The 22,877-nt window shown below is 57.3% G+C and carries 20 protein-coding genes, 1 tRNA gene and 2 pseudogenes; 7 read left to right on the top strand and 16 right to left on the bottom strand.

The genetic code is table 11. The annotated features are described in order from the left end of the window. The first annotated feature begins 12 nt into the window (after positions 1-12). Together LKE28_02140 and LKE28_02135 are read left to right on the top strand one after the other, a co-directional pair. Positions 13-393 carry an ASCH domain-containing protein gene (locus LKE28_02140; GenBank protein MCH3907064.1) on the top strand — a complete coding sequence of 127 codons (381 nt, stop codon included), beginning with the start codon at positions 13-15 and terminating at the stop codon, positions 391-393. Positions 394-481: 88 nt separating this feature from the next. Further along, positions 482-769, top strand: coding sequence for a trp operon repressor (locus LKE28_02135; protein MCH3907063.1), 288 nt, complete (start codon positions 482-484; stop codon positions 767-769). Here the strand turns inward: LKE28_02135 and LKE28_02130 are convergent. From LKE28_02130 to LKE28_02075, 12 genes and pseudogenes are all read right to left on the bottom strand, one after another. Then, positions 735-1,103, bottom strand: a complete 369-nt coding sequence (locus LKE28_02130; protein ID MCH3907062.1) for a hypothetical protein — start codon at positions 1,101-1,103, stop codon at positions 735-737. The two genes, LKE28_02135 and LKE28_02130, sit on opposite strands and share 35 nt — an antisense overlap. After that, the gene (locus LKE28_02125) at positions 1,051-4,140 is read right to left on the bottom strand and encodes an MMPL family transporter (GenBank protein MCH3907061.1); all 3,090 of its coding nucleotides are present in this window, start codon (positions 4,138-4,140) and stop codon (positions 1,051-1,053) included. Before LKE28_02125 ends, LKE28_02130 begins: the two co-directional genes overlap by 53 nt. 86 nt (positions 4,141-4,226) lie before the next feature. Further along, positions 4,227-4,973 carry an FAD-dependent oxidoreductase gene (locus tag LKE28_02120; protein ID MCH3907060.1) on the bottom strand — a complete coding sequence of 249 codons (747 nt, stop codon included), beginning with the start codon at positions 4,971-4,973 and terminating at the stop codon, positions 4,227-4,229. A 109-nt stretch (positions 4,974-5,082) separates the two neighbouring features. Beyond that, positions 5,083-5,115: pseudogene (locus LKE28_02115) on the bottom strand (hypothetical protein). Positions 5,116-5,149: 34 nt separating this feature from the next. After that, on the bottom strand, positions 5,150-5,869 hold the full coding sequence (tsaB, locus tag LKE28_02110; protein MCH3907059.1) for a tRNA (adenosine(37)-N6)-threonylcarbamoyltransferase complex dimerization subunit type 1 TsaB: 720 nt from the start codon (positions 5,867-5,869) through the stop codon (positions 5,150-5,152). Next, a complete protein-coding gene (gene tsaE / locus LKE28_02105) occupies positions 5,866-6,288 on the bottom strand; it encodes a tRNA (adenosine(37)-N6)-threonylcarbamoyltransferase complex ATPase subunit type 1 TsaE (GenBank protein ID MCH3907058.1) in 423 nt (140 codons plus the stop codon). The genes tsaB and tsaE overlap by 4 nt, the downstream gene beginning before the upstream one ends. Continuing rightward, positions 6,285-7,574: a tetratricopeptide repeat protein gene (locus LKE28_02100; GenBank protein ID MCH3907057.1), complete on the bottom strand. Its 1,290-nt coding sequence runs from the start codon at positions 7,572-7,574 to the stop codon at positions 6,285-6,287. The genes tsaE and LKE28_02100 overlap by 4 nt, the downstream gene beginning before the upstream one ends. Positions 7,575-7,901: 327 nt before the next feature. Continuing rightward, positions 7,902-8,414 (bottom strand): hypothetical protein, encoded by a 513-nt coding sequence (locus LKE28_02095; GenBank protein ID MCH3907056.1) that lies wholly within the window; start codon positions 8,412-8,414, stop codon positions 7,902-7,904. 15 nt (positions 8,415-8,429) lie between these two features. After that, a complete protein-coding gene (gene rplT, locus LKE28_02090; protein ID MCH3907055.1) occupies positions 8,430-8,786 on the bottom strand; it encodes a 50S ribosomal protein L20 in 357 nt (118 codons plus the stop codon). A gap of 10 nt (positions 8,787-8,796) precedes the next feature. Continuing rightward, positions 8,797-8,997: a 50S ribosomal protein L35 gene (gene rpmI, locus LKE28_02085; GenBank protein ID MCH3907054.1), complete on the bottom strand. Its 201-nt coding sequence runs from the start codon at positions 8,995-8,997 to the stop codon at positions 8,797-8,799. Positions 8,998-9,075: 78 nt separating this feature from the next. Continuing rightward, positions 9,076-9,651, bottom strand: coding sequence for a translation initiation factor IF-3 (gene infC / locus LKE28_02080; protein ID MCH3907053.1), 576 nt, complete (start codon positions 9,649-9,651; stop codon positions 9,076-9,078). Between the two features lie 183 nt (positions 9,652-9,834). Next, positions 9,835-10,827: a class II fructose-1,6-bisphosphate aldolase gene (locus LKE28_02075; GenBank protein ID MCH3907052.1), complete on the bottom strand. Its 993-nt coding sequence runs from the start codon at positions 10,825-10,827 to the stop codon at positions 9,835-9,837. 114 nt (positions 10,828-10,941) lie between these two features. On the opposite strand from LKE28_02075, the gene LKE28_02070 reads away from it, so the two are divergent. Further along, complete coding sequence (locus LKE28_02070) at positions 10,942-11,769, top strand: hypothetical protein (protein MCH3907051.1); 828 nt, start codon at positions 10,942-10,944, stop codon at positions 11,767-11,769. On the opposite strand, the gene LKE28_02065 is transcribed toward LKE28_02070, so the two are convergent. Beyond that, on the bottom strand, positions 11,687-12,466 hold the full coding sequence (locus tag LKE28_02065; protein MCH3907050.1) for a TatD family hydrolase: 780 nt from the start codon (positions 12,464-12,466) through the stop codon (positions 11,687-11,689). The genes LKE28_02070 and LKE28_02065 overlap by 83 nt on opposite strands. Positions 12,467-12,510: 44 nt before the next feature. Between LKE28_02065 and LKE28_02060 the strand changes: the two genes are divergently transcribed. Then, positions 12,511-12,594, top strand: a tRNA-Leu gene (locus LKE28_02060). An 833-nt stretch (positions 12,595-13,427) separates the two neighbouring features. Here LKE28_02060 and LKE28_02055 read toward each other — a convergent pair. The 3 genes from LKE28_02055 to LKE28_02045 all read right to left on the bottom strand — a co-directional run bounded on the left by LKE28_02055 (position 13,428) and on the right by LKE28_02045 (position 16,782). Then, positions 13,428-13,916, bottom strand: a complete 489-nt coding sequence (locus LKE28_02055; GenBank protein ID MCH3907049.1) for a hypothetical protein — start codon at positions 13,914-13,916, stop codon at positions 13,428-13,430. A 3-nt stretch (positions 13,917-13,919) separates the two neighbouring features. Next, the gene (locus tag LKE28_02050) at positions 13,920-15,203 is read right to left on the bottom strand and encodes a pyridoxal-phosphate dependent enzyme (GenBank protein ID MCH3907048.1); all 1,284 of its coding nucleotides are present in this window, start codon (positions 15,201-15,203) and stop codon (positions 13,920-13,922) included. A 112-nt stretch (positions 15,204-15,315) separates the two neighbouring features. Next, a complete protein-coding gene (locus LKE28_02045) occupies positions 15,316-16,782 on the bottom strand; it encodes a pyridoxal-phosphate dependent enzyme (protein ID MCH3907047.1) in 1,467 nt (488 codons plus the stop codon). A 224-nt stretch (positions 16,783-17,006) separates the two neighbouring features. On the opposite strand from LKE28_02045, the pseudogene ygfK reads away from it, so the two are divergent. The 3 genes and pseudogenes from ygfK (at position 17,007) to LKE28_02030 (ending at position 22,801) form a co-directional block, all read left to right on the top strand. After that, positions 17,007-20,226, top strand: a pseudogene (gene ygfK / locus LKE28_02040) (putative selenate reductase subunit YgfK). Between the two features lie 10 nt (positions 20,227-20,236). Further along, complete coding sequence (ssnA, locus tag LKE28_02035) at positions 20,237-21,559, top strand: putative aminohydrolase SsnA (GenBank protein ID MCH3907046.1); 1,323 nt, start codon at positions 20,237-20,239, stop codon at positions 21,557-21,559. 18 nt (positions 21,560-21,577) lie between these two features. Continuing rightward, a complete protein-coding gene (locus LKE28_02030) occupies positions 21,578-22,801 on the top strand; it encodes a YgeY family selenium metabolism-linked hydrolase (protein MCH3907045.1) in 1,224 nt (407 codons plus the stop codon). The last annotated feature ends 76 nt before the right edge of the window (positions 22,802-22,877 follow it).

Here is a 22,877-nt window from a genome sequence, read left to right as displayed (position 1 = left end):
TATACTGTCCGTATGCAAGCACAAGAAATGTGGCAGGCAAGCAGAGGCTACCTCACCCAAGGAACAGCACCGTACGCCGCCTGGGCGTTCTATGGAACGGACTCGGAAGAAGTGGATCTTCTTGCCCATCTGGCGGCGGAACGCGTCAAACAGGCGACGACCAGCAGGCTGTCTGACTACCAAGGCGCGGATGACCCGCTCCCCCAGGAGGGCGATCATTCCGTCATTCTGGACAGCAGGGGTGAGGCGGTGTGTGTCATCGTGGATGAGAAGGTGACCGTCGTGCCGTTCGGCGCGGTGGATGCCGCCTATGCGGCAAAAGAGGGGGAAGGGGATGGCAGTCTGGCCTTCTGGAGGACAAGCCCACCGGAAGGCGTTCCCCGGCATCACTGATGACGAACGGGTGGTATGCGAGGAGTTCCGGACGATCTATCCTTGACGGGAGAAGTTTCTGTCAGTAGTATCCAAGTAAGGAGCCACCATGGAAAACGCAATGGATGATCTGATCCGACTGTTCGCAAAGACAACCAACGAGCAGGAGATGTACAAGCTGTTTGACGAACTGTTCACGCAGGCGGAGCAGAAGGATTTCGCCCTGCGATGGAACCTGCTGCAGGAATTGTATCAGGGAACCCCCCAGCGGGAGATCGCCAAGAAATACCATATCTCGCTGTGCAAGATCACCCGCGGGTCACGGATCCTGAAACAACCCAATTCTTTCTTCAAAAAGATTCTCAGTGACCGGTTTGACGATCACCTGCATCTTTGATGGCGTCGCCGATGATCTGACGGGCGAACTGCTTGCTTCCAAAGGCGATCGGCACGTTCCGCATTTCCTTGGCCACATGACGCCGGAACGCCGTGTCCGTAGCATACCGCTCCAACAGGTCGGCCTGCTTGCGCACGTTGTTCTCGATCCATCCCACCTCGTGTTGGGCGAAGAAATCCGCCGTCTTTTCCGCAGGATACAGCATTTCGGTAATGATGAACGGTTTGTGGTAGTACATCGCCTCCATCTGGGCGTTGGCTCCCGCTTTGCCGATCTGGATGTCACAGGCGCACAGCCAATCCTGCATGTTGGTGACGAAGCCCGGGGTGTACAACGGGAATGAAGGATAGACTTGGCGGAACTTTGCGTACCGCTTGGCCGGTATCCTTGCTCATCGTGCCCAAAATGACCACCTGGAAGGAGAAGTTCCGTTTGGCCAGCACCCGTACCAGGCGGGTGTTGCCGATGCCTTCCCCCCCAAGGTTGAACAGAATGGTGAACCGCTCCTTCAATCCCAGTTTTCCCCGGGCGACCTTGGTGGGGAGCGGTTTGGTCTCCTCGATGACCTTTTTCAACGGAAACGGACAAAGGGAGACCTGGGCGCCGGAAAAGCCCAGATGGTAGCACCAGTCCCGTCCGATGGTGGAGGTGACGAACACCCGGTCCAGATACTTGCTGGCTGAGCCGGCGATGGGGTAGTAGAAGATGTCCGGGGCATAGGCGTACACCGGAATCGCCGGGAAGAACTTGCGGATGATCGGGGCGATCATCGGACCGATGAGAAAGTGAGTGCCCAGAATGAAATCCGGCTGGTACTCCCTGACGTAGGCGATGACCCGATCCCGCATCTTGGGAACCAGACCAAGCGTCGTGGTAATCAACTTGCCGCTGAACTTGGTGTCGGCAAGGGAATCCCCCAGCCGTTCCTGGGTCGGGTGGCGGAGCATCATCCGCCAGTTGCGCTCAATCTGCTGCTTGATGCGCGGCGCCTGCATCAGGTCGAACATGTCCATCGAGACGGCCTGGTGTCCCAGGGAAATCATTGCGTCCCGAAGCGCTTCCGCCGGCGTCTGGTGTCCTTTGCCCGCGGTGATGTACAAGAACAAGCCTTTCATTTCGTCTCCTTTTTCCATCGTCGTCCCAACAGATGGAACGCCACCATCACCCCGGGAAGGATACAGATGGTGGAGAGTGTCGTGGAAAGCAATGCGATCGCCATCAGAAACCCGAAAATAGCGGATCGGTGTGTAACTTGCGAATCCGAACATCAGCATGCCCAGAATGATGCTGACGGATGTCAGGATGATCGGTCGGCCGGAGATCAGAATGGTGTGCTGCACCTGGACGGGGAACGGCTGGTCGGAATGGGCCTTGCGATGTTCCCTGAGCCGCACCAGAAAGTGGATGGCGTCATCAATGCCGGTTCCGACGGTCACCGATCCGAAGATCGTCGTCACCACATCAAACGGAATGCCGAACAGGTACATCATGCCGTAGCTGCACATCACGCCGACCATGATGGGGATCATCGAGGCCAGACCGTAGGTGAGGGAACGGAACTGGAAACAGACGATCAGGAACACCAACATGAACGACAGCAAGGTGGAAAGCCTTTGGTCATACAGGATCTGGGAAACCAGCTTCAGGCTGCTTGCCGTTGTTCCCCAATCGGTGACGGTCACTTCCGGAGGAAGCAGCACCTGATGGCTGGCGATGGCCTGTTTCAGCCGCTTTGCCGCATCCAAGTTCTGCATGGTTTGCTTTTTGCTGTCCCAGTACCGGACGGCGATGGTCATCCGGGATCCATCCTGGCTCATCAGCATGCTGACCGTATTGTCCCCCAACCGGTTCTGCAATACGTCCAGATATTTGGAGAGGGCAAGGATCATGCCGGGAGTGGTTGGTGTCTCCCGTTTGCCGGTATACGCCTTGTTGAAGAACGCGGCGTACTGGCTGAAGGAGAGGATGTGCACGATATCAGGATCGGATGCGCGGAGCGCCTCCTCGAAGACGAAGATCTGGGAAAGCACCTCCGGTCGGGTGAAGTATCGTTCTTCCCCTTCTGGCGCTTCCAATGAGATGTAATGGGGATCGGTGCTCCCCATCTGGGTGGAGAAATACAGGGCGTCCTGCACGTACTGGTCATCCTTGGGAAAATAGGAAATGAAGTCCGTCTCCACGGGAATCTTGTCATGGACCACCACAAAGGAGAGACAGATGGCGAGCAGGACGAGCAGACCGACGTACCAGCGCCGCACGACGAAGCCGGAGACGCCGTCAACCACTTTGGAGAGCGTCCCTTCTTTGATCACCTTCAGCTGGTGGGGGCGGGGTGGGGAAATAGTGGAAAGCCAGGCGGGAATATAGGTCAAGGAGAGGATGGCGCAGGAGATGATGCCCAGCGCCACGGAGAGCCCCATCTCTCGGAACGCCTGGATATGGGTGACCAGCAGGCTGAGGAACCCCACCACCGTCGTCAGGCATGCCGCGACGATCGTCTGGGTGATGCCGCGCATCGACGTGGTGACCAATGCGACAGGATCCTTCATGTCCGGATTCTTGCGGAACTGGGCATAGTACGCGCTGATCACATGGATCGAGTAGGAAGAGCCCAAGATCAACACCATGCAGGGGGTGATGACGGAAACGATCGTCACTTCGTATCCCAAAAGGCGCATTACGCCAAGCGTCCAGATGATGCCGATCACCGAAACACTGAACGGGATCAACACGGCACGCTTTGCCCGGAAGGAGAGGTAGTAGATCAGAAGAATCACCAACAGGCACAATCCAAGAAGCAGAAACAGGTTGTTGGTCAGGTAATGGTCCAGCCGGTCGCTGAAGAACGTGGAACCCAGCACCTTTACCGTGCAGTACGGATCCAGGCTGTGGACGATGCTGCTGATCGTCTGGTCAATCTCCGTCCGGTCTTTTCCGAATGAAGCGGCGCTGAAATAGATCAGAAGTCCATTGCCATCCGGGGTAGTGACCAGACCACGGACCATGTCGTCTTCCTGGATCCGGGTACGGAACTCCTCAGCTTCCGCTTCCGTCCACGGCTCATTCCCCTGATGGGGCGAAAGCGGGACGGTGGCAAGTCGTGTTCCTTTTCTGGTTACGGTAACGAAGGTGAACGGGGAGACTTCCGGACCGATCTGGGGCAGTTCCTGCAATTGGGCCCGCACCGCATCGATTGCGGTGAGTGTCTCGGGACGGAACAGTCCGGGACCCTCGGCCAGGAAGTAGATGTTCTCCGGCCATTGCCCGTCGTCTTCTCCCCAGACTTCCCGTTTGATGGCTTCCACCTGCGGGTCGGAAGGAATCATTCCCTCCACACTGCTGTCCAGGGAAAGGGACAATGCAAAAAACAACAGTACCCCTGTAATGGCGAAAACCAACAGAAGAATCAGGACTCTATGTCGGGAAATCCATCCGAAGAACCGGTCCACGGTACGCCTCAGCGGTAGGGATGGCCGTCAATGAAGTCGATGTACTCGCTTGCCGCGTGGGCCGCGATGGCCCCGTCCGAGGCGGCGGTCACCAGCTGGCGGAATGGCGTGTCACGCACATCACCCGCGGCGAACAGGCCGGGTACGGACGTCTGCATGTTCCGGTCGGTGACCACGTATCCATGGCTATCCAGGATCGCTTTGTCCAGGAATGCCGTCTGGGGGATCATGCCGACGAAAATGAACACTCCATCCACATCCATCGTGTGGGACGAACCGTCTTTGGTGGAGGTCAGTTCCACGCCGGTGACATGTTTCCCATCTCCGAGAATCTTGGAGACGGTCGTATCCATCACCGTGGCGATCTGTTTGCAACTGATCTGGGAGACCAGGTTTTCCTGGGCACGGAACCGGTCCTTGCGATGGCAGATGGTCAGATCCTTGGTCATCTGGGACAGGTACAGCGCATCGGTCAGCGCCGTGTCCCCGCCTCCGACGACAAGAATCCGTTTGCCACGGAACAACGGACCATCGCAGGTGCCGCAGTATGACACCCCTTTGCCCTGGTAGTCCTCTTCCCCGGGGACGTCCATCTTGCGATGTTTCGCCCCGGTGGCGATGATCACCGCTTTCGCTTCCCAGTCCCCGTCGTTGGTCTGGACGATGAACCGGTCGTTTTCCTTGCGGATCGCTTTCACTTCGGCCGACGTCGTTCTCTGCGCCGAACTTCTTCGCCTGGGTCTCGAAGCGCTCACCGAACTCGAATCCGGAGATCGGCTCGGTCAGTCCCGGGTAGTTCTCCACATCAGCGATGTACATGCACTGTCCGCCAGCGGCGAAACTTTCCAAAATCATGACACTGCGGCCGGCGCGCGCAGCGTATCCCGCCGCGCTCATGCCAGCCACGCCGCTTCCGATGACGATGATGTCTCTACTTTGCATTGCGTTCCTCTTCCTGACGCTTGATTTTTTCTTCCAACGCGATCTCCGCGTCACTGCGTCGTACGTATTCCGGCCCGGTTCCGATATCATCCGCGCCTATTTCATGGTAACGCTTCAAACCCAATTCGACCAGTGCCTGGGTGAGCGAACGGTAGCGGATCGTGTCGACGACCAGTTTGCCGGAGTAGGGGGTGATGCTCGGGGCGAACACCACGGCATCAGGACCGGTGACCAGCGCCATCTCATATCCTTCCAGAAGCTCCGCCACTTCGGAACCCTGGCAGTCCAGATCAGGGCACATCCGCTTGCCATCGACGAAGATGGTGCTGTAGTACCGTGCCTTGCGGGCGTCGATCACCGGGACGACGGCCCCGGGGAAGAAGCCCACCGCTTTCTGGATGGCGTCCATCGTCGGGATGGAGACCAACGGGATGTTTCCCCCAAGGGCGATGCCTTTCAGCGCGCTCATGCCAACCCGTAGTCCGGTGAAGGATCCCGGTCCGCTGGTGCAGACCAAAAGGGAAAGATCCTTCAGCGTGATGCCCATCTCGGAACACATGGCGATCATCTCGGGCACCAGGTGTTCGGAGTGCATGCCGCTGGAAAGAAGCATCCGCTCACAGAACAGATCCATCGGATTCTCTTCGTCCCCGATGGCAAGCCCCAGACGCATCGTCTCCGTCGCCGTATCCACCGTCAGTATGTTCATAGTTCCATCCCCTGGATCGTGATGACCCGCTCCTGGTTGGGCTGAATCTCCAGATTGACGTACACCGTGTTCTTCGGCAACATCTCCTGGATCTTCTCGCTCCACTCGATCAACGTGACGGCTTTGCCGTACAGCATCTCCTCTCCGCCGATCATCTCAAACTCATCCGTGCCGGAGAGCCGGTACAGGTCCATGTGATACATCCTGAGGGTTTTGCCCTGGTATTCCTGGATCAACGTGAAGGTCGGGCTGACGATCGCCTCGGTGATGCCGAGCGCCTCGGCAACTCCCTTGGCGATCACCGTCTTTCCCGCCCCGAGGCTTCCCCTCAGGCTGATCACCGTTCCCGGCTTGCAGTGCGCGCCGATCCTTCTTCCCACTTCCAGCGTTTCCGCCGGGCTTTTCGAAACAATCGTCATTCTGCTTCCTCGCCATGATGATGGTGATGATGATGTTCACCCTCATCATCAGTTTCTTCCATATCTTCCCGGTGGGCGGAGAAGTCATGCATCGCCTCTTTGGCGTCCTGCTTCTTCACCTCTTCCTGGAGCGTCTCGTCATCGACAACGCGCTCCTCCACCGGCTGTTCGGACAGGCTGTCGCCCGTCTGGGTGGCGTAATCCTTCATCAATTGCTGGATCAACGGATCGTTTCCGTCGATGACACGGGCCTTTTCCAGCAGCCTCCGCGCCTCGGTGTATTCCTCGTCCTTCAGATGGAGGTATGCCAGATTGGACAGGTAGGTGAGGTTGGTTTCATCCAGATCCACCGCCGTGTCCAGATAGGTCTTGGCCAGTTCCTTGTTTCCCAACGAGAACTCGCACAGCGACAGTTCGTTGTAGATGTCCCCGTCACGCTCTCCCAGCGAGAGGCATTTGAGGAACGCGTCCTTGGCCGGTTCGAACTCCTCCAGACGTCGAAGCGCCCATCCTTTGAGAAAGTAGGCGTTCCAGACGGTGGGGTTCTTGGCGATGTAGGCATCCAGCGCTTGTACCGCCTTGTCCTCTTCGCCCATCTGGATCTTGTCGTAGGCGCCCAGGAGCTCCGTGTCGTTGGTGATCTTGTTGGTGATGTCGGAGAAGACCTTCTCAACCTTGGTCCGTTTGTCCCCCTGGGGCGCCACGGCAAGGTATTGCTCGAAGAAGTTCCGCGCCGCTTCGGTATTCCCTTGGTAGAGATGGAAATATCCCACCTCACAGAGCAGGTCGGCATCCTTGGGGAACTGCTTCAAGCCTTCCAGAAGAGTATCCAGCGCCTTCTGGGCATACAGGTCGTACACCGTTCCCTTGCTGGTGTCCTTGGCTGCCCGTTCGCTGTACAGCGTCGCCAGGTTGATGAACGTGGCGCTCTGCGGAGAGAGGTGGCAGACTGTGAGGAACAGTTCCTCTGCGAATTCCAGGTGCCCCTGCTTCTCTTGGGCGATTGCAGCCAGGTTGAGCTGTTCCACCGCGTCCGGTTCTGCTGCCAGAACGAATGCCCGGTAATAATCGTGGTTTGGGTCTTCCGGACGCCATGCGATGAGTTTCAGCATGCCGCTGATGATCATCTCGACGGTGATCTCGTCCGATTCGTCGATGGCGGTCTTCCCATCGGGCAATTGAACAGGAATCCGGCGTGCCGGGTCGACCCGAAAGCCGTTGATCTCTCTTCCCATGCTCTCAGGGAGCGTGATGAAAACGATGTCCTTCAGCGTTGCGTCTGTCATGCGTAGTGGTTCCTCTCCCAAGGAAAAAAAGGCCTGCGGCGCCGCTTCCGAAGAAGCTCTTGAACCTAAGGTTCAAGTGGGTGACTTGGTGCTGGCGATTCTGTCTTCTTTTAACCCGAAGGCGAAGGCAATGCAGGCCAGCTATTCCGAGACCCTCTGCTTATGTTTGCGCCAAGAGACTATTTGCTCCGGTGGCTACCGCAGGTTATTCCTATGGTACACAAGAAACCCCAAATGATAAAGGGGGGTGAAGGAAAAACCCTTCCGGCGGCGCGATAAAAAAACCTGCCACATTGCTGCGGCAGGACATGGATGAAAGAAAAAGAATCAGAGGTTGGACTCGTCCACCTGGTCGCCGCCAAGGGCTCCACCACGGGTGAAGTCGTCCGCCGCTTCCAGTTCCTGGTTGGACATCGTATCCAGTGGGATGTCGTCCAGACCTTGGACACCGGAAAGGGTTTCCAGCGACTTGGAGATGCTTTCCTCGATGAGCTTGTTGCTCTCCTCGTACTTGCTGATGTACGACTGCAGTTCTTCGTTGTGGGTGTTGGCCAGCGTCAGGCGTTGCTGCAGCTCTTCGATCTGCCGCTTCGCCTCATCCAGCTCAGCCTGAAGTTTCTTGGCAAGTTCGTCAGACGCGGTCACTTGCTCCTGGAGCGTCGCCACACTGGCGAGGGCCTCCTGAAGCTTGCGCTCCGTCTCAGGATCCGCCACCGGGCGACCTTGCGCCTCGTTGAGTTTTTCCTGAAGATCTGCCTTCTCCTTGCGGAGCATGGCGATCAGCGTCGCCGCCTTCTGCGTCCTCTGTTCCAACAACTGCACCGTATCCATCACCGACATGATTCCGTCCTTTGCTCAGCTTTCCAGCGCTGCTTTCGCTTGCGCGACCAACGCGGTGAACGCCTGCTTGTCTTCGATCGCCATATTGGAAATCGCCTTCCGGTTCAGCTGGATCTTGGCAAGAGCCAGACCATGCATGAACTGGGAGTAGTTCATTCCTTCGGCGCGGACCGCAGCGTTGATTCTGGCGATCCAGAGTTTGCGGTAATCCCGCTTCTTCTCTTTCCGGCCACGATACGCATACTTGCCCGCTTTCGCGACAGCATCCTTCGCCACACGCCAGTTGGTGCTTCTGCGGCCCCAATAGCCTTTGGCGAGGTCAAGTACTTTCTTCCTTCGATCCTTGTGTTTGGTTCCGTCGACTGCTCTCATCGTTCGCCTCCTACGCCCATGGCATCATCGTCTTTACAGACTTGATCATCGGCTTCGCGGTCAAGTATCCCTGTTTGCGCAGGTCACTCTTGCGTTTGCGGCTTTTCTTGGTGAGAATATGGCGCAGGTTCGCTTTCTTGTAGCGCACCTTGCCAGTCCCGGTGATCCGAAACCTTTTGGCGACGGATTTTCTTGTTTTCATCTTCGGCATATCCATTACCTTCCTTCTCGTCGTCAGGAACAAGAAACCCCTGAACGGCGGTTATTCCCAAAGCCTTTCGGCTGTAGGTTACTGTTTGTCTGTCTGCGGCTGTTGGGGTTTGGCGGCCTGCTGTCCCTTGTTGGGATTGCGTGGACTGACCATGATGGACATCATTTTTCCTTCCATCAGCGGCGGACGGTCAAGATTGAACTCTACACCATTTGTGGTAAGATTTTCAAGTATCTTGTTCAACGTATCTTTCCCAAGGTCCGTGTGGGCCATTTCCCGGCCACGGAAGCGGATGCTGATCTTCACCTTGTTCCCCTGGGAGAGGAAATCAGCGATGAACTTGCCTTTCGTCTCGATATCATGCTTTTCGATCTTCGGCTGCATCCGGATTTCCTTGATCTTGATGGTCGTCTGGTTCTTCTTGGCGTCCCTGAGCCGTTTCTCCTGCTCATACCGGTATTTGCCGAAGTCCAGGATCCTGCACACCGGCGGATTCGCCGTAGGGGAGACTTCAACCAAATCCAGCCCCTCGTCCTCAGCAAGTCTGAGAGCGTCCAGTACGCTCATGATCCCTTTCTGATTTCCATCTGCGTCAATGACGAACACTTCCTTTGCGCGGATCTGTCTGTTGATCCGTAAATCTTTCGTAGCCAATCGATCTCCTTGTGTTTTCGCGGGAAAAGCACCTTAGTTTTTCAAGCGTTTGTAAAGCAAAAGCTCATTCCCGACTATAGCATAAGGGCATGGACCTGTCAAAGTCCCGCCCCCATGGAAAGATACAAAAACCCACCGTCAGACGCGCTCTGGCAGTGGGTTTCTCTGGACAAAGAACAGGCATCACGCCTTGCCGGCGGAGCCAAGCACGTCCTTGTTCTTGTGCTCGTACATCTTCTTCAGCTCGTCACGGGCTGGTCCGAGGTACTTGCGCGGATCGAACACTTCCGGATGGTCGTGGAACACCTTGCGGATCATCGCCGTCATGGCAAGCCGGCCGTCGCTGTCGATGTTGATCTTGCAGACGTTGGTCTTGGCCGCCTTGCGCAGCTGTTCCTCAGGAATACCGACGTTGTCCTTCAGCTTGCCGCCGTACTCGTTGATCATCTTCACATACTCGATGGGTACGGAAGAAGAGCCATGCAGTACGATGGGGAAACCGGGGAGCCGTTTCTCAACCTCGGCCAGGATGTCGAAGCGAAGCGGAGGCGGTATCAAAATGCCATCGGCGTTGCGGGTGCACTGATCCGGCTTGAACTTGCAGGCGCCATGGCTGGTGCCGATGGAGATGGCCAGGGAGTCCACACCGGTCTTCTTGACGAACTCCTCCACATCCTCCGGACGGGTATAGTGGCTGGTTTCGGCGGAAACTTCATCCTCGATGCCGGCAAGCACGCCAAGCTCTCCTTCGACGGTGACGTCGAACTGATGGGCGTAGTCAACCACTTTCTTGGTCAGCGCGATGTTCTCATCGAACGGAAGGGAAGAACCATCGATCATCACGGACGAGAATCCATTGTCGATGCACTGCTTGGCCGTCTCGAAGCTGTCGCCATGGTCGAGATGCAACACGATGGGAATGGCGTAGCCCAGTTCTTTGGCGTATTCCGTCGCACCGCGCGCCATATTGCGCAGAATGTTGATGTTGGCGTAGTCACGAGCGCCCTTGGACACCTGCAGAATGACCGGCGAACGCGTCTCCACGCACGCTTGGATGATGGCCTGCATCTGCTCCATATTGTTGAAGTTGTAGGCAGGAATTGCGTAACCGCCCTTCACCGCTTTGGCAAACATCTCTCTGGTGTTGACCAGACCGAGTTCCTTATACGAAACCATAGCGTTTCTCTCCTCTCATGATAAACATTTCTAGAGCTAATCTAGCTTTTTCCCGTATCGTTGGTCAACAGAGCTCTGATTCCTTGCCGGGGAAAAATATGGTACAGTGTCCCCATGCGGCATCGGAAGCTTCCCCTCATCATCCTCACGTTGCTCCTCTTCCTGATCGGAGGCGGGTATTTCCTGCTCCCCACGCTGACGGTGGTCACCGACCCGGTGTATCGGCTGACCGACCTGGATCTGGCGTTGCCAGCCCTGGAGCGGAAGATGCTGAAACAGGGAGTCCGGGTGAAAGTGGAGAAATGGGACACCCTTCCGGAAAGCAGGGAAGAAGCGGTCGCCTTGCTCAACAAAACCCATGGGAGATGGACGTTGTCCTCCCCACTGGTGACCACGTTGATGGCCGAGTACCGGATCCAGGAAACAGAAATCCCGACGAGCGTATACATCGGCATGGAGACGGAAAGTGAACTTGCCACGTTCACCCTCACCACCACACAAGAGTCGGGATTCCCCCAAAAAGGTGATGACCAGACGTTGCTGGTCTCCCAGGGACAGGCACCGTCCCAGATCAACGTATATCCGCACCATATGGAACTCACCGAGGTGACGGACACCTCGGCCATCGCTTCGCTCCGGGCATGGGAAGCAGCCGGGTACCGGACGATTGTCTGGGGAGCGAACGAAGATCCTTCTCCCTTCTTCAGTGTACAGACCTCACTTCAGTGGATCGTTCCGGGCCGTTTCATGCTTGCCGTACCCAAGGAAAATCTCCAGGGGGTGGTGGTGGATGATCTTGCCGCTACGCTTTCAGAAGTGATCCACACACAACCTGTCTCACCCCAAACCGTACCGCTTCTCAGGCGGTATGTCCCGCTGCAAGGAACGCATGGAGGTTGGTTCGGACGATTGTTGCAAGCGATTCGACGGTGGTTTTCCTGATCTCCGCCACCTTTTCATAGGTGTGGATGATGGAAAGCGGCGTGTTCTTCAGTCCACGGAGCGGTACCGGTGAAAGGTACGGGCTGTCCGTCTCCAACAGGAGCCGGTCATCGGGGACCATCCGGACGATGGCCTCCATCCATTCGTTGCCTTTGTAGGTGACCACGCCGCTGAACGAGATGAAGAATCCCGTCTGAAGCGCCACGTCGCAGGTGCGGTCGTCCCCTTCGAAGCAGTGCATGATGCCGCCCTTGGGAAAAGGTCTGCTTTTGAGAATCCTCCGGATCTGCTCGTCGGCGTCACGTACATGGAAGATCACCGGCAGTCCGAGCGAGTCGGCCAGGTCAATCTGTTCGGACAAGAATGTTTCCTGCGCCAATGGGGCTGCATAGTTCTTCCAATGGTTGTCCAGCCCGATCTCTCCGATGGCGCATACCGGACCGTACGATGCGATCATCCGCTTCAGTTCCTCGATGTCCTGTCCGACGCCCCAGGGGCCGATGCCGGCGGAAAGCGGGTAGTTCCTCCCCCCAAGCAGTTTCCTCCGTGCGGGAAGATCGTCCGAGACGGTGCCGATGTCAATGGCTTCCATTCCCTGGGCCTCCATACGTTCCAGAAGGTCATTGGTATCCAGCCCTTTCTCCGAGAGGGAGAGGATGTGGAAGTGACTGTCGGTAAGTTTGATCGTTTGTTCCATCTTTTCTTGCAACCTCCGGGGAAAACAGCTATCATCCTTGATGTGCCCAGATGGCGGAACTGGTAGACGCAAGGGACTTAAAATCCCTAGGCAGTGATGTCGTACGGGTTCGACCCCCGTTCTGGGTACTTCAAGTATGCAGGAAAAACGGTTGTTGGAAAAGCAGGGAGGTTATCGGACATCCATCCGGTAGCGCCTGCTTTTTCTTTCCCCTTTGGGTGCCAGCACTTTTTCCTGTACCATCTGGCGAAGCCGTTCTTTTCCCCGGGATTCCCTGATCTCCCACAGGAGACACATATCTGCATTGGAACAGGTGAAAGAAGAAGAAAGAACTCGTTGCTTTTGTTCCGTGGTATATGCTTCTCGCCGTGGTAATCCTGCAGTCTTAGAAACCGTCAGCAGGGTGATCGTCGTGCGTTCTGGATTTTCTCTGCCTCTTGGATGATTGGTTCTGGGAAACCTTTTTTACCTAAGGGAAAGAGATGTGAGATAGTCTGTTTCCAGGTGGTGATCATGAGGAAGAAAACCCCAAAGGAGAAAGACCCTTGCGTTCTTGATGCTGTTTTGTTCAAGTATAGGTGTTACTTCGTGTTTTACGAAATACTATACTTTATCAAAGGAGCCCAGAGTTGATGCTATTTTCTGTGTTCCACAAGTTCGGAATTTCGAGGATGAAATTGTCCGGAGTCGTAACATTTCTCAGATGTGATTTCTCTTTACCAGCAGAACCGACCATGAAGCAAAACAGAATTTTCTCAAGTGTACGAATCTTGGGAAAATACCCGATGAAAAAGGTTTTGATATAAAAAACTATGGTCTTCTCCGTGTATGGATCTTTCGCTCATATCTCAAATGATGCAGAAAACATCAAATTGAAACTGGGAAGGAATTCATACCCCCCGGATTCTTCCTGTGGATGGAATGAGACATTCCCTCTTTCCAAACTCATTTCTGAATCGTTTCAGGACTTTTCTTCGTCCTCGTCGTCATTCACTTCGACTTTCTCCGGCAGCACTGCGGCATCGGTCTTCATCGGGATCAGACGACGGATGAACGGCTGGACGCCGACGTAGGTCTTCTGGAACTCATCCTCGCTTTCCTTCAACGCGGCCTGCCACGCGGCGCCGAAGCCCGGGCTGTTGATGGTAAGCCGGTCAACGGCAAGCTGGTAGACCTGCAGGCGGGAGATTTCCTTGCGACCCGGTTTCTGGGAGTAGGTGTTGACGGTGATCCTGAGGTTCTCGTTGGCTTTCTTCAACGACTCATTCTCCGCCTTCAGCTTGGACAGACCCTCGGCCTCGATGTCCATCCGGTCGGTCACCATCTGTTTGTACTTGTCCTTCTCCGCCTTGACGACAAGCATCTTGCGGTGGTTGCTGATGGACATCGCGATGGCGACGACCAGCGTGAGCAATCCGCCCAGTCCAAGACCGATCAAAAACTCCTTCATAGGTCACCTCTCTCTTCGCACAAGATACCGAATCGACCGGGGAGAGTAAAGGGAAGGTGTCAGCGGGAACAACGCTGAAGCATCGCTTCCTCGCTGTTCTCGATGGCGGGGGGAATGGCCACCTTGCCGGAGAACGCCTGCATGTCCTTGAAACCGATGCCGGTCAACAGGACGCAGACGGACGCGTCCGTCCCGAACCGTTTGGTCCGGTTCTCCTTGTCGTGGACGAACCCAGCCCAGGCGCAGGCGGCGGCCGGCTCGACGAACGCTCCCGCCTCCCTGACCGAGCTCCATCTGAGCGTCGAAGATCTCCGTGTCATCCACCTCGACGCAGTATCCCTCCGATTCCTTCAGGTACCGCACCGCCATCCGGCCACTTGCCGGATTCTCCACGCTGATCGAATCGGCTTTGGTGGTCGCCTGTCGGATGGCATCGAACCTGCCGGTGGAAAACGCCCTGCTGATGGCGTTTGACTGCCGGGACTGCACGCAGATCACATGGGGCAGACGGTCGATCAAGCCGGCATCCCGGAGATCCAGGAACCCCTTGACCACGCCGGAGTAGATGCATCCGTCACCCACCGGCACGTACACCAGATCGGGAACCTTCCGTTCCAGCTGGAGGAACAGCTCGATGGAGACGCTCTTCTTGCCTTCGATGGTCATCGGATTGTACGCCGTGTTGCGATTGATGCCCCCGAAGTGCTTGGTATAGGCCAGCGACAGCTTGAACGCGTCATCGTACGTCCCTTTCACCGGGATCACCTCGGCTCCGTACAGGACGGACTGCATCAGCTTGTTCACCGGTGCCGTCTCGGGAACGAACAGCACGATGGACAGGCCATAGGCCGCTCCGGCGCAACTCATCGCCGCCCCGGCGTTTCCGGTGGACGCCAACGTCACCTTCTTCTCATGGTGGGCGATGGCCTGGGCCGCCACCAACTGGCTTGCCCGGTCCTTGAACGAACCGGAGGGAAGCGCGCTGTCCATCTTCAGCAATACGCCGTTCTCCCCGTACTTTGTGATCAACCGGGTAGGCTTGACCAGCGGGGTGTTCCCCACCGGGTAGCATTCCTTGTCAGGAACCGGGTAGGGGAAGAAGTCATAGAAACTCAGATGCTCCTTCTGTTTCAACGCCCTCAGTTCATCCGGATCGTAGCGGACGACCAGGTTTCCTTTGGGGAAGTGGAAATCATCGTTGTCCTTGCTGCAGTCGGGACACTGGTAGATGACCTGGTCCGTGTCAAAGACCTTGCCGCATTCGTTGCAAACGTAGGTGAATCGCATCGGGGTACCTCACTGAAAAGAAAAAGTTTCAAAAATAAAAGAAAGAAAAAAGGGAAACACCAACAGCCAAACGCAAGGAAGGGAAGCGGAACCGCCTCCCTTCCTGAATGCCTCAGCCTTGCTGGACTTCCTTGTTGAACGCTTCGATCATCTCGTCGATTTGCTTGGCCATCGGCGGAATCTGCTTCCAGTACGACCGGTCGTACCACTGGGCGTTGAGCTCCTGGAACGTCTTTCCCTGTTGCTCGACCCAGGTGTAGTACTTCAGGTTGTGGATTCTCAGCCGCTCGTAGTAGGTCAGCTCCAGGGCGTTCTCGATGCCCTGGTGATGCAGCGCGGCGGCAAGCACACGGGCCGCTTCCATCTCGTCGAACGGACCCTGCTGCGCTTCCAACTCCTTCAACCGGGAGGTGTACATCACCGAGGAATCCGTCATGATGGTGAAGATCACATCATTCTCGTCCATCTCGTAGTACTTGGCCATCTTGATGGCTCCCAGCAGGTTGCCGATGCCACTGATGCCGAACAGAGGAAGATGCTTCAGATCCTCTTCCTTGACCCCCTGCTTCTTCAGGTAGGAGATTCCGGCCGGCTCGTTGAACAGGCGGTAGATGTCCATGCAGTCCTGGTCATTGATGGCCAGCACCATGTCGGTGTTCTTCACATTGTGGATCCAAGGCACGTGCTTGTCTCCGATCCCTTCGATCCGGTGGCCGCCGAAGCCGTTACGCAGCAACGTCGGACACTGCAACGCTTCCCCGGCGCCAATCTTGATGTTGGGATACACATCCTTCAGATGGTCACCGGCGGCAAGCGTCCCGCCGCTTCCCGTGGAGGAGACGTAGCCCCGGACGTTCTCGTCCTTGACGCCGAGCTTCTTCAGCACCTCGATGATGGCGCTTCCCGTGACGGTGTAGTGCCACAGATAGTTCTCGAACTGCTCGAACTGGTTGAAGATCACGATGTGCTTGCCCCGCTCGCGGTCCAGCTCATGGCACTTGTCGAAGATCTCCTTGACGTTGGATTCGCATCCCGGGGTGGCGATCACTTCACCGGCCACCGACTTCAGCCAGTTGAACCGCTCCTTGCTCATTTCCGCAGGAAGAATGGCGATCGACTTGCAGCCAAGCAGGGCGGAGTTGTACGCGCCGCCACGGCAGTAGTTGCCGGTGGACGGCCAGACGGCCTGTTGGGAGACGGAATCGAAGTTGCCCGTCACCAACGCAGGGGCAAGGCACGCGTACGTGGCGCCGACCTTGTGGGCTCCGGTGGGGAAGAACTTTCCGACCAGGGCGTAGATGTGCGCCTTGACGCCGGTGATCTCCCTGGGGATCTCGATATAATTCACGCCGCCGAACTGGCCGCCTTTCTCCACCGGCTCGTTGTGCCAGGTGATGCGGTACAGGTTCAGCGGATTGACGTCCCACAGTCCGACGTCCTTCAGTTTTTTCTTGATGTCCTGGGGAATGGTGGAAGGATCGCACATCTGCTTGAAAGTCGGCAGAAGGATCCCTTTTTCCCTGCAAAGCTTGACGTTCTTCGCCCTGACCTCAGGGTTGACGTTCAGATTGATCAGCATGTAAGCCTCCAAAAACGAGAGTGTTCTTCACCAGTATAGCTGAAACCATCAGCAAGTAAAGGTTATATTGTATGAATTCTCTTTTTTTCTTCAAAATTTTGAGATATTCAGTACTTTTGTGATCATTCTTGATTATTGTTGCATTTTGTTGCAATATAGGCGTTGACTTGTAGGGAATCTGTTTTACAATACCAAGAGAGGTAGGTGAAATCATGTCTGACATCATGCGCCCTGTCCCGTTCGCCGAGTTGGTGAACCGGATCGTCGGAGAGCTTCGGCTCCATCACTCCATCTTCGGAATCCCAGAGACCCGCTTCTACACAGATGACGGGAAGCACGCGATGACCATCTTCGGCAGGACGGCGACCACCGCCGTGGGGCCTGCCGCCGGACCACACACCCAGCTTGCACAGAATATCATCACCAGCTACCTTGTGGGAAGCCGTTTTGTAGAATTGAAGACCTGTCAGGAGAAGGATGACTTCGCCGCGACCGGCGCGGTGCAGAAACCGTGCATCGACGCCACCGACGAAGGATACAACGTGGAATGGTCCACCGAGTATACGCTTCCCCAGGCTTGGGAGGAGTACGCCAAGGCGTACCTGGTCTGTTGTCTGTTGGACGCCCTGTCCTCCAAAGGAACATGGGAGAAGCCGTCGTTCGTCTTCAACATGTCCGTCGGCTACACGCTCTCCGGCATCAAGACGGAGAAGATGCAGAAATACATCGACAGCATGCTGGATGGACGGAAGGATCCCCGGTGGAACGAACACCTTGAGGAACTGGACGGGCTTTTGAAGGAAGATCTGTTCCATGACACCCCGTGGGAAGGAAAAGAGAAAAAGCTTGCCGGGTTGTCGAAGAAGATCGACAGCCACATCGTCAACAACGTGACAATCAGCACGATGCACGGCTGCCCTCCGGCGGAGATCGAGGCGATCTGCTCGTACATGCTGAAGGAAAAGCACATCCACACCTACGTGAAGCTCAACCCGACGCTCCTGGGGTACGACAAGGCCCGTGGCATTCTGGACGTCAACGGATTCACCTCCGTCCACCTGAAACGGGAAAGCTTTGAGAAGGACCTGCAGTGGAACGACGCCAAAGCGATGCTTCGGCGCCTTTCTGACCTTGCAAAGGGCGAACACCTGGAGTTTGGCGTGAAGCTGACCAACACGTTGGGTTCGGCCAACACGCTGGGACGGTTGCCGGGAGAAGAGATGTACATGTCCGGCCGGGCGTTGTATCCGCTCTCCGTCTCCGTCGCCGCCATGATCGCCAAGGAATTCGATGGGAAACTCCCCATCTCGTACTGTGGCGGCGTCACCTGGTTCACCGCCAAACCGCTCTTCGAGGCTGGTCTGAGGCCGTTGACGCTGGCTACCGACATGCTGCATCCCGGCGGGTATGAGAAACTCACCCAGATCGTCAAACTGCTCCAGAAGAGCGAAGACTGGGGCCGGACCACGCTGGACGTGCAGCAACTGGAGCACCTGGCGGGAGAAGCGGCAAGCGGCGCCTGCAAGCCGGTCACCCGCGATTTCCGTGAAGGCAGTTCGGTGAAGGTCGGCATGCCGCTTCCCTTGACGGATTGCTACATCGCCCCCTGCCAGGTTGCCTGTCCGATCCATCAGCCGATCCCCGAGTACGTGCAGCTCTGCGGCGAAGGCCGGTATGCCGACGCCCTGACGTTGATCTACGACACCAACCCGCTTCCCGGCATGACCGGGTGGCTGTGCGATCACCAGTGCCAGAGCCACTGCACCCGCTGTGACTATGAAGGTCCGGTGCAGATCCGTGAGATGAAGAAGATCGCCCTGGAGAACGGCTTTGCCGAGTTCCGCAAGGAATGGGAAGCGCCGAAGGACAAGAGTTCCATCAAGGCGGCCGTCGTCGGGGCAGGTCCCGCGGGACTCGCCGCGGCGTTCTTCCTTGCCCGTTCCGGTTTCGACACCACGGTGTTCGAGAAACAGAAGGATGCCGGTGGGGTGGTGCGCAACGTCATCCCAGGTTTCCGCATCCCCGTCGCGGTGATCGAGCAGGACGTGGCGTTCATCAAGGCGCACGGCGTGGACATCCACTATGGCGTCGACCCCACCCAGCTTACCGTCTCCCAGCTGAAACAGCAGGGATTCTCCTACCTGTTCTACGGTCTCGGCGCGGAGAAGGACAATGACATCGGTCTGGAAGGCGATCATGTGTACACCAGCCTGGAGTTCCTGGAGGCGTATCGGAAGGATCCTTCCTCCGTCAGTCTGGGCAAGCAGGTGGTGGTCGTCGGTGGCGGCAATACCGCCATGGACGGAGCCCGGGCGGCCAAACGGGTTCCCCGGCGTGGAGAAGGTGACGATCGTCTACCGCAGGACGAAGAAAGAGATGCCCGCCGCCTACGAGGAAGTGGACAACTGCCTTGCAGAGGGCATTGCGGTGGAATTCCTGGCCAACCCGATCCGTCTGGAAGAGGGCAAGCTCCTCGTCTCCCGGATGAAGCTTGGCGAAAGGGATGCTTCCGGCCGTGCCCGTCCGGTGGAAAGCGGAGAGACATTTACCATTCCCTGCGATGCGGTGATCACCGCCATCGGGGAGAAGGCCGATGCCGATGTCCTGAAGACGCTGGGAATCCCCGTCACGGAGAAAGGATGGCCGGAGGCGGACAAGAAGACGATGAAGACGCCGCTGGAAGGCGTGTACGTCATCGGGGACGTCCAGAGCGGACCTTCCTCCATCGTTCGTGCCATCGCTTCGGCGAAAGCGGCGGTGGAGAACGCGCTGGATACGGAGCTTGGTCCGGATACGGAAGAAGAGCACCACCATCACCATCACGATGAGGACGGTTGCTGCTGTGACGAGGACCACGATGACGATGAAGATGAAGACGAAGAGGACGATCTCACCGAGGATGAGCTGGAACAGCTGACCAAGGAAGAGGACGCCTACTTCAACGATCTGGAGGAGAAGAAAGCCCAAATGCGCCAGACGCTTGAGTTTGACGCCAAGGAGTTTGCCGCCAACGAGGCCAAGCGGTGCATGGAATGCTCCTACTACTGCAACAAGTGTGTGGACGTCTGCCCGAACCGCGCCAACGTGGCCATCGACGTGCGGAACACCGGAATGTTCGACAATCCGTTCCAGATCATCCATCTGGACGCATACTGCAACGAGTGCGGCAACTGCGAGACGTTCTGCCCGTACAGCGGCGGCCCATACCGCAAGAAGTTCACCCTGTTCTCCCGGACGGATGACTTCGAACACAGCGAGAACGACGGCTTCTGCCAGGACGGTGACGGTGGCGTGGTGATCCGCCAGGGCGGAAAACGGTATACGGCGGAGTTTGACAAGGATGGGACGTTGGTCGGGGACGAAGGCGTGACGGATGAGGTCGCAGCCCTGATCGAGACGATCTACGAGACGTACGGCTACCTGTTGGGGCCGGTGGACGACTGAGGAGGAAGGCATGACGATCGTCATCAAGAACGCGACGGTGATGCAGACGATGTCCCCCTGTTTCCGTGACGGAAGGGGTGGACATCGTCATCAAGGACTCGGTGATCGAGAAGGTCGGCAAAGGCGGTCGCTGCACGGCGTCACGGCGGACAAGGTGATCGACGCGACGGGGAACGTGGTCATTCCCGGCAACGTCTGCGGACATCACCACTACTACAGCGGGCTGTCCCGCGGCATGTTGGTCTCTTCCGGTCCCCAGACGGATTTCATCCAGGTGCTGAAGGAGTGGTGGTGGCGGCTTGACCGCGGCTTGGACAAGGAAGCCTGCTACTACAGCTCGTTGATCTGCTCCTTGGACGCCATCGCCGCCGGTACGACCAGCTGCATCGACCATCACGCCAGCCCGAACTTCATCAAGGGAAGCCTGGATGTGATCGCTGACGGCATGGAGAAGGTGGGAGTCCGTGGCATGACCTGCTACGAGGTTACCGACCGTAACCGCGGGATGCGGGAAGTGGAGGAGGGCGTCCAGGAGAACCACGATTTCGCTCTTTCAAGCAAGAAACGGAAGCTGGTCCGTGGCATGATCGGCGGGCACGCCCTGTTCACCATCCCGGACGAGGGCCTGAGGCTGATGAGCGAAGCGATGAAGGAAACCGGATGCGGCACCCACACCCACGTGGCCGAAGGGGACTATGACGCCATCTTCAGCCACCATCACTACAACATGGACATCATCGACCGGATGGACAAGTTCGGCATGCTGACGGACAACTCGTTGTTGGTCCACGGCCTGTGGCTGAACGACCATGAGGTGGATCTGATCAACCAACGGGGTTGCTTCTTCGCTCACAACGCCCGGTCCAACATGAACAATCATGTCGGGTACTGCAAACACCTCCGCGACGTGAAGAATCTGATCATCGGCACGGACGGATGCGGCGGCAACATGTTCGAGGAGCTGAAGATCGCGTTTTTCAACCACAAGGACGAGGGTGGCCCGTGGTGGCCGTCCGACTTCCTTGCCGCCCTGACCCGGGGCAACAAGCTGCTGGAGAAGTACTTCCCCGTCAAGCTGGGGAGGATCGAGCCGGGATACACGGCCGATCTGGATATTCTGGATTACCACAGCCCGACGCCGCTGGTTGCGGAAAACGCCGCCTCGCACTTCGTGTGGGGCATGAGCTCCAACTGTGTGAAGAGCGTCATCGTGGATGGAAAGGTCGTGATGGAGGACCATCAGTTCCCCGGACTGGACGTTGCGGAAATCTACGCCGGTGCCAGGGAAGTCGCCAAGCGGGTTTGGAAAACCGTGGACAAGATCGCCCCGTGACGGGCAGGAGGAGAACATATGGACAAGAAAGAGCAGATTCTGGCGCTGGCGGCCAAGTACCGCGACTATACGGCGCAGAACCTTGGCAAACTGGTGCAGACCAAGAGCTACAGCTCCCAGGAGGAGAATGTATGCCGCCTGATCGTAAAACTCTGCCAGGAGGCAGGGTTCGACGAAGTGAAGATCGACGGGCTTGGCAGCGTCATCGGCCGGGTGGGCAACGGTCCGAAGAAGCTTGCCTTTGACGCGCACATCGACACCGTCGAGGTGGGCAACATCAAGAACTGGACGTTCGATCCTTTCAGCGGGGAAGTGAAGGACGGCAAGGTCTGGGGCCGGGGAACCAGTGACCAGAAGGGCGGAGCCGCGGCAATGATCACCGCAGGCCGCATCCTGAAGGAGCTGGGCTATGGTGGCGAATACACCGTATACTTCACCTTCACCGTCATGGAAGAGGATTGCGATGGCATGTGCTGGAAGTACATGATCGAAGAGGAAGGGTTCAAGCCCGATCTGATCTGCTCCACCGAGCCGACTTCCTGCAGGATCTACCGCGGTCACCGCGGCCGGATGGAGATCCGGATCATCCTGCGCGGCATCTCCTGCCACGGCAGCGCGCCGGAGCGGGGTGTCAACGCCGCCTACAAGGCCGCCAAGGCCGCGTTGGCCATCGAGCAGCTGAACAAGGATCTGAAGCCGGATGCGGAGAACTTCCTGGGCAAGGGAACAATCTGCGTCAGCCAGATGGACGTCAAAGGACCCAGCCAGTGCGCCGTGGCCGATTACGCCATGATCTACTGCGACCGCCGTCTGACCTGGGGTGAGAACGCCGACATGGCGATCAAGCAGGTCAAGGAGTATGTGAGCAAGGCCACCGGGGATCCGGAGGACCAGATCATCGTCGAGATGCCCAACTACGAGAAGGTGGGCTGGACGAAGACCCCGTACTCCCAGGAGTTGTACTTCCCCACCTGGAAGATCGACCGCAACCACCCGCTCGTCGAAGCGGCGGTGAAGGATTACGAGACGTTGTTCTCTTCCGAGCCGGTCGTCGACAAGTGGACGTTCTCCACCAACCTGGTGGCGACCACCGGCAGGCACCATATTCCTGCCATCGGCTTCGGCCCTGGCGATGAGGCGCAGGCCCACGCGCCCAACGAGATCACCCGGGTGAAGGACCTGGAGATCTGCAGCGCGTTCTACGCCATGTTGCCGTACCAGCTGGAGGCGGCGGCGAAGTAAGGGAAACGGGCCGGTGTGCCCGGCAAGGCAGGCCACGGTGGCGACACCGTGGCTTTCCTCATATTGGGGCCACACC

The sequence above is a fragment of the Sphaerochaeta sp. genome (assembly GCA_022482495.1).
Classification (GTDB): Bacteria; Spirochaetota; Spirochaetia; order Sphaerochaetales; family Sphaerochaetaceae; genus RUG023.
The sequence above is the reverse complement of the archived record's forward strand: the minus strand, read 5'-3'. Positions and strand labels throughout refer to the sequence as shown.

What these genes read in the sequence shown, in the direction of transcription:
- LKE28_02140 (MCH3907064.1), top strand. Translation starts at nt 13, where the DNA reads ATGCAAGCACAAGAAATGTGGCAGGCAAGCAGAGGCTACCTCACCCAA.
- LKE28_02135 (MCH3907063.1), top strand. Translation starts at nt 482, where the DNA reads ATGGAAAACGCAATGGATGATCTGATCCGACTGTTCGCAAAGACAACC.
- tsaB (MCH3907059.1), bottom strand. Translation starts at nt 5,869, where the DNA reads ATGAACATACTGACGGTGGATACGGCGACGGAGACGATGCGTCTGGGG.
- tsaE (MCH3907058.1), bottom strand. Translation starts at nt 6,288, where the DNA reads ATGACGATTGTTTCGAAAAGCCCGGCGGAAACGCTGGAAGTGGGAAGA.
- LKE28_02100 (MCH3907057.1), bottom strand. Translation starts at nt 7,574, where the DNA reads ATGACAGACGCAACGCTGAAGGACATCGTTTTCATCACGCTCCCTGAG.
- LKE28_02095 (MCH3907056.1), bottom strand. Translation starts at nt 8,414, where the DNA reads ATGTCGGTGATGGATACGGTGCAGTTGTTGGAACAGAGGACGCAGAAG.
- rplT (MCH3907055.1), bottom strand. Translation starts at nt 8,786, where the DNA reads ATGAGAGCAGTCGACGGAACCAAACACAAGGATCGAAGGAAGAAAGTA.
- rpmI (MCH3907054.1), bottom strand. Translation starts at nt 8,997, where the DNA reads ATGCCGAAGATGAAAACAAGAAAATCCGTCGCCAAAAGGTTTCGGATC.
- LKE28_02075 (MCH3907052.1), bottom strand. Translation starts at nt 10,827, where the DNA reads ATGGTTTCGTATAAGGAACTCGGTCTGGTCAACACCAGAGAGATGTTT.
- LKE28_02070 (MCH3907051.1), top strand. Translation starts at nt 10,942, where the DNA reads ATGCGGCATCGGAAGCTTCCCCTCATCATCCTCACGTTGCTCCTCTTC.
- LKE28_02065 (MCH3907050.1), bottom strand. Translation starts at nt 12,466, where the DNA reads ATGGAACAAACGATCAAACTTACCGACAGTCACTTCCACATCCTCTCC.
- LKE28_02055 (MCH3907049.1), bottom strand. Translation starts at nt 13,916, where the DNA reads ATGAAGGAGTTTTTGATCGGTCTTGGACTGGGCGGATTGCTCACGCTG.
- LKE28_02050 (MCH3907048.1), bottom strand. Translation starts at nt 15,203, where the DNA reads ATGCGATTCACCTACGTTTGCAACGAATGCGGCAAGGTCTTTGACACG.
- LKE28_02045 (MCH3907047.1), bottom strand. Translation starts at nt 16,782, where the DNA reads ATGCTGATCAATCTGAACGTCAACCCTGAGGTCAGGGCGAAGAACGTC.
- ssnA (MCH3907046.1), top strand. Translation starts at nt 20,237, where the DNA reads ATGACGATCGTCATCAAGAACGCGACGGTGATGCAGACGATGTCCCCC.
- LKE28_02030 (MCH3907045.1), top strand. Translation starts at nt 21,578, where the DNA reads ATGGACAAGAAAGAGCAGATTCTGGCGCTGGCGGCCAAGTACCGCGAC.